13 protein-coding genes are annotated in these 11,703 nt (G+C 48.1%); 6 read left to right on the top strand and 7 right to left on the bottom strand.

The genetic code is table 11. From position 1 onward, the window contains the following. Positions 1-101 precede the first annotated feature (101 nt). From BS639_RS25330 to bhsA (BS639_RS23705), 4 genes are all read left to right on the top strand, one after another. Positions 102-350 (top strand): Hok/Gef family protein, encoded by a 249-nt coding sequence (locus BS639_RS25330; protein ID WP_084984525.1) that lies wholly within the window; start codon positions 102-104, stop codon positions 348-350. 293 nt (positions 351-643) lie between these two features. Further along, positions 644-904: a multiple stress resistance protein BhsA gene (gene bhsA, locus BS639_RS23715; RefSeq protein WP_055777572.1), complete on the top strand. Its 261-nt coding sequence runs from the start codon at positions 644-646 to the stop codon at positions 902-904. A 161-nt stretch (positions 905-1,065) separates the two neighbouring features. Further along, a complete protein-coding gene (gene bhsA, locus BS639_RS23710; protein ID WP_084984524.1) occupies positions 1,066-1,326 on the top strand; it encodes a multiple stress resistance protein BhsA in 261 nt (86 codons plus the stop codon). 188 nt (positions 1,327-1,514) lie between these two features. Beyond that, entirely contained in the window at positions 1,515-1,775 is a 261-nt protein-coding gene (gene bhsA / locus BS639_RS23705; RefSeq protein ID WP_055777568.1) for a multiple stress resistance protein BhsA, read from the top strand. 85 nt (positions 1,776-1,860) lie between these two features. Here the strand turns inward: bhsA (BS639_RS23705) and ddlA are convergent, their stop codons facing one another. Together ddlA and BS639_RS23695 are read right to left on the bottom strand one after the other, a co-directional pair. Next, on the bottom strand, positions 1,861-2,955 hold the full coding sequence (ddlA, locus tag BS639_RS23700) for a D-alanine--D-alanine ligase (protein WP_055778235.1): 1,095 nt from the start codon (positions 2,953-2,955) through the stop codon (positions 1,861-1,863). A gap of 68 nt (positions 2,956-3,023) precedes the next feature. Then, the gene (locus tag BS639_RS23695; protein ID WP_084984523.1) at positions 3,024-3,365 is read right to left on the bottom strand and encodes a DHCW motif cupin fold protein; all 342 of its coding nucleotides are present in this window, start codon (positions 3,363-3,365) and stop codon (positions 3,024-3,026) included. A gap of 262 nt (positions 3,366-3,627) precedes the next feature. Here BS639_RS23695 and BS639_RS23690 point away from each other — a divergent pair, with 262 nt between their 5' ends. After that, complete coding sequence (locus BS639_RS23690) at positions 3,628-5,007, top strand: NAD-dependent succinate-semialdehyde dehydrogenase (protein ID WP_084984522.1); 1,380 nt, start codon at positions 3,628-3,630, stop codon at positions 5,005-5,007. Positions 5,008-5,051: 44 nt separating this feature from the next. Here BS639_RS23690 and phnE (BS639_RS23685) read toward each other — a convergent pair whose 3' ends face one another. The 4 genes from phnE (BS639_RS23685) to phnC all read right to left on the bottom strand — a co-directional run bounded on the left by phnE (BS639_RS23685) (position 5,052) and on the right by phnC (position 8,830). Then, positions 5,052-5,975: a phosphonate ABC transporter, permease protein PhnE gene (phnE, locus tag BS639_RS23685; protein ID WP_055777560.1), complete on the bottom strand. Its 924-nt coding sequence runs from the start codon at positions 5,973-5,975 to the stop codon at positions 5,052-5,054. Beyond that, the gene (gene phnE / locus BS639_RS23680; protein ID WP_055777557.1) at positions 5,975-6,838 is read right to left on the bottom strand and encodes a phosphonate ABC transporter, permease protein PhnE; all 864 of its coding nucleotides are present in this window, start codon (positions 6,836-6,838) and stop codon (positions 5,975-5,977) included. The genes phnE (BS639_RS23685) and phnE (BS639_RS23680) overlap by 1 nt, the downstream gene beginning before the upstream one ends. A gap of 193 nt (positions 6,839-7,031) precedes the next feature. Next, positions 7,032-7,964, bottom strand: a complete 933-nt coding sequence (phnD, locus tag BS639_RS23675; RefSeq protein ID WP_055777554.1) for a phosphonate ABC transporter substrate-binding protein — start codon at positions 7,962-7,964, stop codon at positions 7,032-7,034. Positions 7,965-7,993: 29 nt separating this feature from the next. Beyond that, entirely contained in the window at positions 7,994-8,830 is an 837-nt protein-coding gene (phnC, locus tag BS639_RS23670; protein WP_084984521.1) for a phosphonate ABC transporter ATP-binding protein, read from the bottom strand. A 200-nt stretch (positions 8,831-9,030) separates the two neighbouring features. Between phnC and dld the strand changes: the two genes are divergently transcribed. Continuing rightward, positions 9,031-10,749: a D-lactate dehydrogenase gene (dld, locus tag BS639_RS23665; protein WP_084984520.1), complete on the top strand. Its 1,719-nt coding sequence runs from the start codon at positions 9,031-9,033 to the stop codon at positions 10,747-10,749. A gap of 101 nt (positions 10,750-10,850) precedes the next feature. Here the strand turns inward: dld and BS639_RS23660 are convergent, their stop codons facing one another. Then, positions 10,851-11,441 (bottom strand): Yip1 family protein, encoded by a 591-nt coding sequence (locus BS639_RS23660; protein ID WP_055777547.1) that lies wholly within the window; start codon positions 11,439-11,441, stop codon positions 10,851-10,853. Positions 11,442-11,703 lie beyond the last annotated feature (262 nt).

Genomic DNA, 11,703 nt, shown 5'->3' with positions numbered 1-11,703 from the left:
ATGCTGGAAAGGCTGATACACTTCGCGCGGGTGCTTAGGATCTTTCTTTTCTAAGCATTAAGTAATTTTTATGCAAGGGATAGAAAGAGAAAAGCCCCGAAATGATATTAAATCAATCCGAGGCGTCCCTTATGCTCAACAACGTAAAGGTAGCGCCTCACATGCTGAAAAGCAAGGAAAAGGAGGTCGTTATGCGGTACCCACTTATAGCCACTGTTGTGATAACAGCTTTCATCTGTTTGAGCCTTTTAGCGTTCGCTTGGATAAAAGGGGATTCACTTTGTGAAATTAAGGTGAAACTCGCCTGGATAGAGGTTAACGCATATTCGGTCTGTGAATCTGTGAGGTAATGCAACCCGGCTTGCGGGAGTTCGCTCCCGCTCGTTGGCGGTTGTCAGGCGGAGGTCCAACAGCACCCGTTCAGATTTACCGGCCAGCCCACGGGCTGGCTTTTTTGCGCCCCACCCATGTCTAACATACGATCCGCACAATTAGTTAACGATTAATATATAAATGAGTTGCGCAGGATCCGTTCACCCTCTATCATTTACTTATCGAACGTTAATTAATAACGACGACCCAGAATCAAACACTGAACCCGATAAGTACCCGGTTCAGATAACCAGATAAAGAGGAATTACTCATGAAAAACCTGACTAAAGCATTTGCCGTGATTGCACTGACTACCGCTTCATTTGCCACTTTCGCCGCCACTGAAGTCCAGATGGCACCGGCCGGTTCACAAAGCATCGGTGTGGTAAGCGCCTCGACCAACGGTAACGACCTTAGTGGTCTGCAAGGCAAACTGGCCGCCAAAGCCGCTCAGGAAGGTGCAAGTTCATACCGCATCGTCTCCGCCGGGGGTGAAAATCACCTGTACGGTACCGCTGAAATCTACAAATAAGAAAAGTAGGACGGAAAGCGTTTAGCACAATTAGTTAACGATTATTAAATAAATGTATTGCATCGGACAGAGACAAGGCTTAGTATTTAGTTAACGAACGATAACTAATATCGTCATCCAAAATTCAAGCCTTAAATAAAACGAGAATAGGAATTAAGACCATGAAAAATCTGACTAAAGCATTTGCCGTGATTGCACTGACTACCGCTTCTTTTGCTACTTTCGCCGCCACTGAAGTTCAGATGGCACCGGCCGGCTCACAAAGCATCGGTATGGTAAGTGCAGCGACCAACGGTAACGACCTTAGCGGCCTCCAGGGCAAACTGGCTGCCAAAGCCGCTCAGGAAGGTGCAAGTTCATACCGCATCATTTCCGCAGGTGGTGAAAATCATCTGTACGGTACCGCTGAAATTTATAAATAAGTTCGCGAGTTTGTCACCGCGTGAAATTTAAGAGCAGTTGAAGTTTGCAGTAAAGGGTAAAAACGTTTTGTCGGCATGCGTCACGCAGACGAAATGTATCGGACAGTATTAAACGCTTAATTTGAAAAATCGAATGGCAACTATGCCGTCACCGCAAATTAGGCACACACGAAGACTAGGACAATATGATGAAAAACCTGACTAAAGCATTTGCAGTTATCGCACTCACTACCGCTTCATTCGCCACATTTGCCGCTACTGAAGTTCAAATGGCCCCAAATGATGCACAAAGTATCGGTACAGTAAGTGCAACAACTAACGGTAACGACCTGAGTACTCTGCAAGGTAAACTGGCTGCCAAAGCCGCTCAGGAAGGTGCAAGCTCATACCGCATCGTTTCTGCCGGTGGTGATAACCATCTGTTTGGTACCGCTGAGATTTATAAATAACGCCGACAGTATCAGGCAAGACAGCAGTAAGCAGAAGAGGCGACGTTTGTCGCCTTTTTCATTTCTGCGATTTGAGAAAGTGCAATCAGTGTGAACTTTTAAGTTGGCTATCCATTTGATGTTGTTCAATCGCCAACTCAATCAGCAATGTGATAAGCGTAGTATAATCAACGCCGCTCGCCGCCCAAAGCTTGGGATACATGCTGATATTAGTAAAGCCAGGCAAGGTATTAATCTCGTTGATCACCACCTCACCCTCTTCGGTCAAAAACACGTCTACCCGCGCCATTCCACGACATTCCAAAGCCTGAAATGCATGAATAGCAATGGCACGGATCCTGTCGTTAACCTCGGCAGGGAGATCGGCCGGCACTGCCACAGAAGCGCCTTGCTCATTAATATATTTGGTGTCGTAAGAGTAAAATTCATCGTGCAGAATGACCTCGCCGCAGGTGCTGGCTTTAGGATTATCATTTCCTAATACAGCACACTCGATTTCACGCCCTTTAATAGCCGACTCCACCAACACTTTGTGATCAAAGCTAAACGCGCTGTCCAACGCCTGTTCAAAGGAAGCCACGTCTTTCACTTTACTGACCCCAACCGATGAGCCTTGATTGGCCGGCTTAATAAACAACGGCAGTCCAAGATTTTTTACTACTTGATCAAAGGGATACTGGTTACGGGTGCGGCGAGTCAGTGTCACGAAAGGCGCTACGTTGAGTCCGGCATCACGCAGCAGGCGTTTAGTCACGTCTTTGTCCATGCAAACCGCCGATCCCAGGACGCCAGAACCGACGTACGGAATATTAGCCATCCGCAGCAGCCCTTGTAACGAGCCGTCTTCGCCAAGCGTACCGTGAACAATCGGAAAAATAACGTCAAGCTGTGACATCGCGTGGGCATTTTGCGTATCGATTAGCTGGTTTTTTTCAAGCCCTGGCACCAGCGCAACCTGCTGATTGGAACGATTCAAGGCAATAAGTGACGGATCTTCTGCATTAATCAAATAATTGCTGACATCATTGATATGCCACTCACCCTGTTTGTCGATCCCTAACAGGGTGACGTCAAAACGCTGCTTGTCCATCGCATCAACGATATTGCGGGCCGATTGTAAAGACACTTCATGCTCTGATGACTTGCCGCCAAAAATGATACCCACGCGTAGTTTACTCACCCAGAACTCCTCAAAACGTTTGCTGAAATCGCTTTCCACCGGGAAGATTGCCGGAGGAGTAGAATGCCTTAATCGACAATAAAAAGCTTGGCGCCGACCGACGTGGACGACTGATGCGCTTCGGCATTGTCCGCGACCTGATAACTCATACCTGGCGTGAGGACAAACTTTCGGCCGTCTTCTAAAAGGGTATGTAACTCCCCTTCAAGGCAAAAGAGAATATGTCCCTTTTTACACCAGTGATCTGCCAAGTAGCCCGGCGAATACTCAACCATTCTCACGCGAACAGGCTGTAATGTGTCGCCAAAGTGCTGCGTGCGCCAAATCGCCGTCCCGATTTCACCCGGATGTTCAGTGGGGGCAATCTGGTTCCAGTCTGTCGTACAAAAAGGGATGGAAGATAGATTCATATCACTCTCATGCAAAAAGGGGGGATCCCAGAATAAAAGTGAATGGCTTGGCAATCAATGAGGTAATGCTCTCATTTGGAACTGAAAAAAGGGTTAACTATTCCTAAAAGTTATGGAAACCGCAGCCAAAGCCTAAAAACGGTGACTCAATCGACTATCCTTAACTCTCAGCCGCAGCAAAAGCTGAATAACGCACCTCAATTCATGTTCAGAGAAAACGGGCATTTCCCCACTCTTTGAGCGGCAAAACAAGGAGCAATTCATGCCTTATCAAACCATCAATCCGTTCAATAACCAGCTGATCAAAGAATATCAAACGCATAATGATAAGCAGGTCGAACAGGCTTTGGAAACAGCACATCAGTTGTATAAATCCGACTGGGCGCAGGGCGAGATCAAGCAACGCCTTAAAGTGTTGCATAAACTCTCAGACCTGATGTCGTCACGCATTGACGAGTTAGCAAAGGTTGTCAGCGTCGAAATGGGTAAACTGATCGAGCAGAGCCGCGCCGAAGTTCAGATCTGTGCCGATATCGCCAAATATTACGCAGATAATGCAGAAGAGTTTCTCAAACCGGTTCCCTATAAATCGAGCCTGGGTGAAGCGTGGGTCGAGCATAGCCCGATCGGTGTGATTATGGCTGTAGAGCCGTGGAATTTCCCATTCTATCAGTTGATGCGCGTATTGGCCCCCAACCTTGCCTCGGGTAACAGCGTGCTGGTTAAACATGCGAGCATCGTGCCGCACTGTGCAGAAACGTTTGAGAAACTGGTGAATGAAGCCGGTGCGCCTAAAGGGGCTTATACCAACCTATTTATTTCCCAAGATCAGGTGTCAAACATCATTGATGACGACCGCGTGCAAGGGGTAGCGCTTACTGGATCGGAAAAAGCCGGTGCTGTGGTGGCCTCAAGAGCTGCGGGAAAACTGAAAAAATCCACTTTAGAGTTGGGCGGTAACGATATTTTTGCTGTCCTTGAAGATGCCGATATCGATCATGCTGCCAAGGTGGGGGCGCAGGCGCGAATTGCCAACGCCGGTCAGGTGTGTACTGCTGCAAAACGTTTTATCATCCATGAAAAAGTCGCCGACGAGTTTCTGAAGAAATTTACTCAGCACTTTAAAGATTTGAAAATTGGCGATCCGCTGGACGCTAAAACCACGCTTGGCCCGCTCTCTTCGGCCGATGCTCTGAAAACGTTGACCAAGCAGGTTAAAGAGGCCGTTAAACACGGAGCTAAAGTGCACATCGGTGGCGAAGCGGTCAGTGATAATCCGGGTAACTTCTACCAAGCGACGATTTTGACGGGTATCACCCGCGATAATCCCGCCTATTTTGAAGAGTTCTTTGGTCCGGTAGCACAAGTTTACGTAGTGAAAAATGATGAGGAGTTGGTGAAGCTTGCCAATGATTCGAATTATGGACTCGGCGGTGCACTGTTCACCCGTGACCTCAATCGCGCACGCAAGCTGGCAACTATAATCGAGACCGGCATGGTGTACGTCAATTCACTGACTGATACGGCACCGGAACTGCCCTTTGGTGGTGTGAAACGTTCAGGCTTTGGCCGCGAACTTTCCGATTTAGGTATCAAAGAGTTTGTGAATCAGAAACTGGTCGTACTGGCCGGTAAAAGCTGATTTTCATCGCCATAACTCCCCGCGCCAAGGCGGGGAGTTTGCTTTTATTCTGAACGGAAAATCGCCATTTTTGGACGTTTTGTGTCTTCAGGTTTAAACAAATCGATATCATTACCGATAATATATTTTGCACGCAGCATGGAGGAAATTTTATCCATGGTCATAACAATCACGACCAAAATCAGGGTGATAAACATCACCACGTCCCAATTCCACAGCCTCATATTCTCGGCATAAACCAATCCCACCCCGCCCGCACCCACAAAACCTAACACAGCAGCCGATCGCGTATTGGATTCAATTTGATACAACGACAGTGCTAAAAACGTTGGAAACGACTGAGTAAAAATGCCAAATCGATGAGTTTGCAGCGGATTGGCTCCCAGAGCGCGCAGCCCACGGCTCGGCGAACGTTCTACTGCTTCGTGCCCTTCGGCAAAGAGTTTACCCAGCAACCCCAGGTCCTGCATGATAATCGCCAGCACCCCAGCCAACGGCCCCATGCCAACAGCGCGTACGAAAATTAGCCCCCAGATAGCCATGTCCAATCCGCGCAACACGTCCATAATACGGCGAATAATCAGTGAAATGGGTCGAAGCACGGGTGTTGACATCACGTTACGCGCCGCCAAAAATGACAACGGCAGCGCCAGAAGCGAGGCGGTTACTGTACCGGCAAACACGATAGCCAAGGTAATGGCTATCTGCGTAAAGTAGTACATCAGCGGCCACTGTGAGAAGTTCTGCCAGACAAACATACGAATGAAATACTTACCAATTTCGGCGCAGCCGTGCGTCAATTGTTGAAAAGAGATACCGTAAAAGCGGAAGAAAAGCAGGTAGTAAATCACCACCACCACAGCGGACAGCGCTAATAAACGCAGATAACGACGCTGGGCGGCAAAAAGATGCGGGTGTTGCTGCTTGATACTGGCGACGCCAGCGGCCGAGAGAGAATCTGTCAGCATCAGAACGTTCCTTCTACAACGCGTTTACGGAGTTTGCCGGAAGCATAATCCATGACCGAAACCACAAGAATAATCAGCAGCAGCGTCATGCTGACTTGGTCATAGCGATCCAGTTTGATTGAAGTCATCAGCTCCTGCCCTATTCCACCCGCGCCCACCAACCCTAAAATCGTAGACTGGCGGAAGTTGATTTCTAAACGCATGAAGCTGTAAGAGAGAAAAATAGGCTGCACCTGCGGCCAAAGGGCAAAGCGCATGCGCTGCAAACGCCCCGCGCCACAGGCTTTTAACCCGCGTACCGGTTTGTCGGAGGCCGTTTCAATCGACTCATAAAACAGTTTGGTCAGGCTTCCCACAGTGTGCAGCGTCAGCGCAATAAAACCAGGAATAGCGCCTATGCCAAACGCCATCACGCACATTACCGCCCACGCCAATTCCGGCATGGTACGCAGAAAAGCGACAAAAGTTCGTACGCTGAATTTGAGCCATTTTGGCGAATCAGTATTGTTAGCGGCGATAAAAGCCAGCACCACGGCAAGCGCGGTTGAGAGGATGGTGGATGAGAACGCTAACTGAATAGTTTCCCAAATCAGCGGCAGTTGGATATTTAATCGATATCCCCAATAAGCCAGTGAACCTTTCGTGTGGCCGTCAGCAAACAAGTCGGCCCAATGCAACGTCGGTACGGTTTGCACGATATAATCGAAAAAGTGCGGCGCATTAATAAAAATAGTTTTTAAATTTAGTTCTGAAATACTCCCCGCCCACAAATAAAGGACTAACATCAAGCCAGACCAAATCAGCGCCTCTCTTTTTTGCTTGCTGCGTATTTGCTGGTAGTAATGATGAAATTCTGTATTCAAAATAAGGCTTCCACAGTTAATGGCGGAGATAAATCTCTGCTCTGCCTGAATAGATATAAAGCAGTTAAAAAAGTTAAATTCATTCTTAAAGCAGCCGGGCGTCATGCGAATAACTCCCCGGAAACTTACTTAAGTAAGAGACCGGGGAACATACATTCAGCCAACATCCCTGCTGCTAGAAAGGTAAAGAATATTAGCGACCGCCTTGGGTCAGCTCTTTTTTCATGTCGATAATTTGCTGGTAATCAGCCAATGATGCCGGGCCAATATGCTGGGTACCGCCAACGGCCTTAACGAAGCAGGCGTGATCTTCTTTATCCAGCTTATTAATTGCCGCAACCACTTTAGCTTTAAAGTCTGCAGGTAATGAGTTACTGACCAAAATAGGACCGTTAGGAATTAACGGCGATTCCCAGATGATGCGGATCTGTTTCATCAGATCAGGATTCCCCATACGCATCATGCGTCCGAATGCTCCAGAGGTATAACCGGTTGACGGATCACCAATCATTGATGCCCAAGCTACTGCGCCGGCAAACTGGCCGTTCAGCACGCCAAGAATGTCCTGCTCATGACCGCCCGAGAAGGTAGTACTCGAGAAGAAATGGTTATAGCTGTCGTCGGTATTACCACCAAACTTCTTCTTAAATGCGGCGTTCGGGATAAGGTAACCCGACGTAGAGTCTGGGTCAGCAAAGCCGAAGGCGGTGCCTTTCAGATCTTCGAGTTTTTTATATTTGCTGTCAGCCTTAACCAGAACCACGGAATGATAGCCACGTGACTGGTCAGTATCATCGACCAAAATACCTTCAATACTGACGGCCTTCGGATTATTAAGATATACCGATGCGAAAGAAGAAGGTGACATGCTTAATACCATATCGACTTTTCCGCCTAACAGACCCTGAATAACACCTGAGTAGTCAGAAGAGTTGCGTAATTTAGTATCGACATTCAGCTCTTTATCAAAGAACTGTTTTACACACATATTATCGCCGATTTGCTGTGTGGCGTTTTGGCCGCCAAGAATACCTAAATTTAATTCTTTTGGTGCATCTGCGGCCATGCTGTTCATTGCTGCCATTGATCCTGCAACAAATACCGCCAGACGTAATAGCTTCTTCATTTAGTAGTAACCTTGTGTAGTTTGGTGAGTTATGCGTTTACCGCTTCACTTTCTTCGCCATAAAGTTTATGCAGGATTGAATCAGTCAGATAATCAGGATGCCCATCATAAATAATCTCACCATGAGCAATACCAATGACCCGAGTACAGAAATCTTTTACCAGCTCAACGGAATGCAGGTTAACCATCACCGCAATATTGTCTTCACTGACTTTTTTGAGCGCGTTCATAATACGTAAGGTATTTTTAGGGTCGAGTGAGGCAACCGGCTCATCGGCCAATAGAATTTTTGGGTTTTGCATCAGGGCACGGCAAATCGCCACGCGCTGCATCTGGCCGCCCGACAGGTTTTCGGCGCGCTGAAGTGCATGTGGCAACATATGCAGCCATTCGAGCAGTGAAATCGCACGAGCACGGTCTTCGTCGTCAAATTGATTAAAGAAAGATTTCAACGTTGACGTCTGGCTAAGGCGCCCCAACAGCACGTTTGTTAAAACGTCTAGACGAGGTACCAGACAGAAATCCTGAAAAATCATGCCACAGCCCGCACGCCAGCGGCGCAGTGCTTTGCCAGTCAGTCCCGCCAGTTCCTGTTTATCGCCGCCGTCGTAATGGCAAACCACGCTGCCCTCACTCAGAGGAATAGTGCCGTTGAGCACGTGAAGCAGGGTAGATTTACCTGCGCCGGAGCGGCCAATCACGGCAACAAACTCTCCCGCGTGCAGTTCAAAATTAATATTGTTGAGCACGCGAGAGCCTGATTTGTAGGATTTAACCAGTCCTTTCACGTCTAAAACTTTATTCTGATGCTCTGGCTCGGCCTGAGGGTATTCAGCCTGTGCCAGCTTAAGTTGAGCTTGCGCCATTATGCTGTCTCCGGTTGCTTACAGATTCTGACGCCCATTAAGCGGGACAACTGTGACAGATTGATGATGGTTTAATGGCTAAAAGATGACCCATAAATTATTGAAAAAGCCTATCCTTAACGCCTGACCTAATTATTAGGCCTATGATTACAAGCGAGCTATCGGCAAAACGTGCCGTCATAAAGAGACAGGGAGGCAGAATGACTCAACATCCTCATTCCACATCGACGAATAACGTTGCGTTGATAGAAAAACTTAAAACCATTTCGGGCAGCCGTAACGTGTTGACGTCGCAAAGTCAGACAGAACGCTATCGAAAAGGCTTCCGCTCTGGAGGCGGCAACGCGCTGGCGGTGGTATTTCCGCAAACTCTGCTTGAGCAATGGCAACTGCTGCAGGCCTGTGTTGAGGCGGATAAAATTGTCATTATGCAGGCAGCCAACACCGGTTTGACCGAAGGATCAACGCCCAGCGGCGATGATTACGATCGCGACATCGTGATTTTCAGCACCTTAAAACTCGACGATATTCAGCTGATTAACGATGGGAAACAGGTCATTAGCTTCCCCGGCGGCACCTTATACCAGCTTGAAAAACGTCTTAAACCACTGGGACGTGAGCCTCATTCGGTAATCGGATCGTCATGCATTGGTGCATCGGTAGTCGGCGGAGTTTGTAATAACTCGGGCGGATCGCTCATCAAGCGCGGGCCAGCCTATACCGAAATGGCCCTTTATGCACAGGTCAACGCGCGGGGAGAAGTTGAGCTTATCAACCATTTAGGCATTCGCCTGGGCACTGATCCCGAAGAAATTCTGACCCGCCTGCAAAATGGGCAATATACGCCTGAGGATATTGAAAATGGCCCGCTTCAGGCGTCCGATCACGACTATGCCGAGCGCGTACGCGACGTCGATGCGGATACGCCCTCTCGCTTCAACGCGGACACTCGACGCCTGTATGAGGCCTCGGGATGTGCCGGAAAACTGGCGATTTTTGCCGTAAGGCTTGATACTTTTGAAGCGGAGCCGCTGCAACAGGTATTTTACATCGGCACCGACAGCACCGCCGTGCTTACCGATCTTCGGCGCGGTATTCTTGCCCAGTTTGAAAACTTGCCGGTGGCCGGTGAATATATGCACCGGGACATATTTGATATTACTGAAGTTTACGGCAAAGATACCTTCTTAATGATCGACAAACTCGGCACCGACAAAATGCCGGATATGTTTACCGCCAAAGGAAAATTTGACGCACGGATCAATAAAGTCCCCTTCCTGCCAAAGAACTTCAGCGATCGAGTAATGCAGTGCCTTAGCCGCGCCCTGCCCAATCATTTACCGCCGAGAATGAAGAAATATCGCGACCGCTATGAGCATCACCTGCTGCTAAAAATGAGCGGTGCGGGTGTTGCAGAGGCGCAAAACTATTTGACCCATTTTTTTGCCGACCGAGACGGCGACTTTTTTGTCTGTTCAGCCGATGAAGGAAAAAAGGCCTTTCTGCATCGATTCGCCGCAGCGGGGGCCGCTGTGCGCTACCATGCTGTGCATGAAAAAGAGGTCGAGGATATTCTTGCCTTAGACATCGCCCTGCGCCGCAACGATCGCGACTGGTTTGAGGTATTGCCGCCTGAAATTGATAATAAATTGGTGGCAAAGCTCTATTACGGACACTTTATGTGTCACGTTTTTCATCAGGATTACATCGTCAAGAAAGGGGTAAACAGCAAAGAGTTAAAACATCAAATGCTTGAAATACTGGATGCTAAAGGTGCGGAATATCCTGCTGAACACAACGTTGGACATCTGTATGTTGCCAAACCGCATTTGCAGGCATTTTACCAGCAGGCTGACCCCACAAACAGCTTCAACCCCGGCGTGGGTAAAACCAGTAAACTAAAACATTGGCAAAGCTGATCAAAAAAGGAAATCCCCGCAGGATATACTCTCCGACGGGGATTTAGCGTGTAACGCGTGCAACTTTTATAATCTCAAATGAATTGATAATCGGTCCTCGGTTAAAATAGTTTTGAACCATAACCCCACATAATCACTGTCAGTGCCAGCAAGAACTCAAGCACCAGCACGCCCATCGCCAGCGTCGAGCTGGAGAACAGAAAACCTTCACGATGGTCGATTTCCAGGAAGTTTGGGATCCCCAGATACAGCAGGTATCCGCTGTAGCAAAGGCCTATCAGGCCGACAAACAGACACAGCCACACCAGTGGATACAGCGCGACAATCCCGCTTAGGAACATCGGTGTTGCCACATAGCCAGCAAACACGATACAGCTATTAAGGCTGGGTCGACTTTCATACCGGCGCGCCATCCAAAAGATAATTCGCCCCATCAACGCGACGGCACAAAGGATAAGGACATAGAAAGCCGCTGCTATGGAGGCTGCGGTCAGCATGGTGATTTGCAGATTCTGGCCATCACCAAAATTCCAACCTACCTGGGTGGTACCGATAAAGGAACACACCACGGGAATAGCTGCCATAAGCAGAACATGATGGGAATACACGTGCGTTACCGTTTCATGTTCACGTTGAATACGTTGCAATTCGGGACCAGGACGAGACATGAGTCCCCAGACATGATTTACCATGATACACCCCCTTGCCAGCTGGCAGTCGCCTACAGCGGCCTGAAATCATTCCTTTCACTCTGTTAAATCTAACGAGCAACAGAGGGATAAAAGGTGGCGACCTTATGAACAAGTATAGCGTGTGCTGGCAGAGGTGCGAGCCGCAGAAAAAAGTTTTACAAGTGAGGATGGTAGACAACAATATAGTTATTACTTTGCGACCCATTCGATTAATTTATATCCATCGCGCAACCAATTAAATAAATTATTCTAAATAAAATCA

This window comes from Rouxiella silvae, from assembly GCF_002093625.1.
Lineage (GTDB): Bacteria > Pseudomonadota > Gammaproteobacteria > Enterobacterales > Enterobacteriaceae > Rouxiella > Rouxiella silvae.
Note: the sequence above shows the minus strand (reverse complement) of the source record. Positions and strands in the feature narration are given on the sequence as shown.

Excerpts from the sequence above, each read along its gene's own strand:
- BS639_RS25330 (WP_084984525.1), top strand. The coding sequence starts at position 102 with ATGATATTAAATCAATCCGAGGCGTCCCTTATGCTCAACAACGTAAAG.
- phnD (WP_055777554.1), bottom strand. The coding sequence starts at position 7,964 with ATGAAGAAGCTATTACGTCTGGCGGTATTTGTTGCAGGATCAATGGCA.
- BS639_RS23690 (WP_084984522.1), top strand. The coding sequence starts at position 3,628 with ATGCCTTATCAAACCATCAATCCGTTCAATAACCAGCTGATCAAAGAA.
- dld (WP_084984520.1), top strand. The coding sequence starts at position 9,031 with ATGACTCAACATCCTCATTCCACATCGACGAATAACGTTGCGTTGATA.
- phnC (WP_084984521.1), bottom strand. The coding sequence starts at position 8,830 with ATGGCGCAAGCTCAACTTAAGCTGGCACAGGCTGAATACCCTCAGGCC.
- bhsA (WP_084984524.1), top strand. The coding sequence starts at position 1,066 with ATGAAAAATCTGACTAAAGCATTTGCCGTGATTGCACTGACTACCGCT.
- bhsA (WP_055777568.1), top strand. The coding sequence starts at position 1,515 with ATGAAAAACCTGACTAAAGCATTTGCAGTTATCGCACTCACTACCGCT.
- BS639_RS23660 (WP_055777547.1), bottom strand. The coding sequence starts at position 11,441 with ATGGTAAATCATGTCTGGGGACTCATGTCTCGTCCTGGTCCCGAATTG.
- phnE (WP_055777560.1), bottom strand. The coding sequence starts at position 5,975 with ATGCTGACAGATTCTCTCTCGGCCGCTGGCGTCGCCAGTATCAAGCAG.
- bhsA (WP_055777572.1), top strand. The coding sequence starts at position 644 with ATGAAAAACCTGACTAAAGCATTTGCCGTGATTGCACTGACTACCGCT.
- BS639_RS23695 (WP_084984523.1), bottom strand. The coding sequence starts at position 3,365 with ATGAATCTATCTTCCATCCCTTTTTGTACGACAGACTGGAACCAGATT.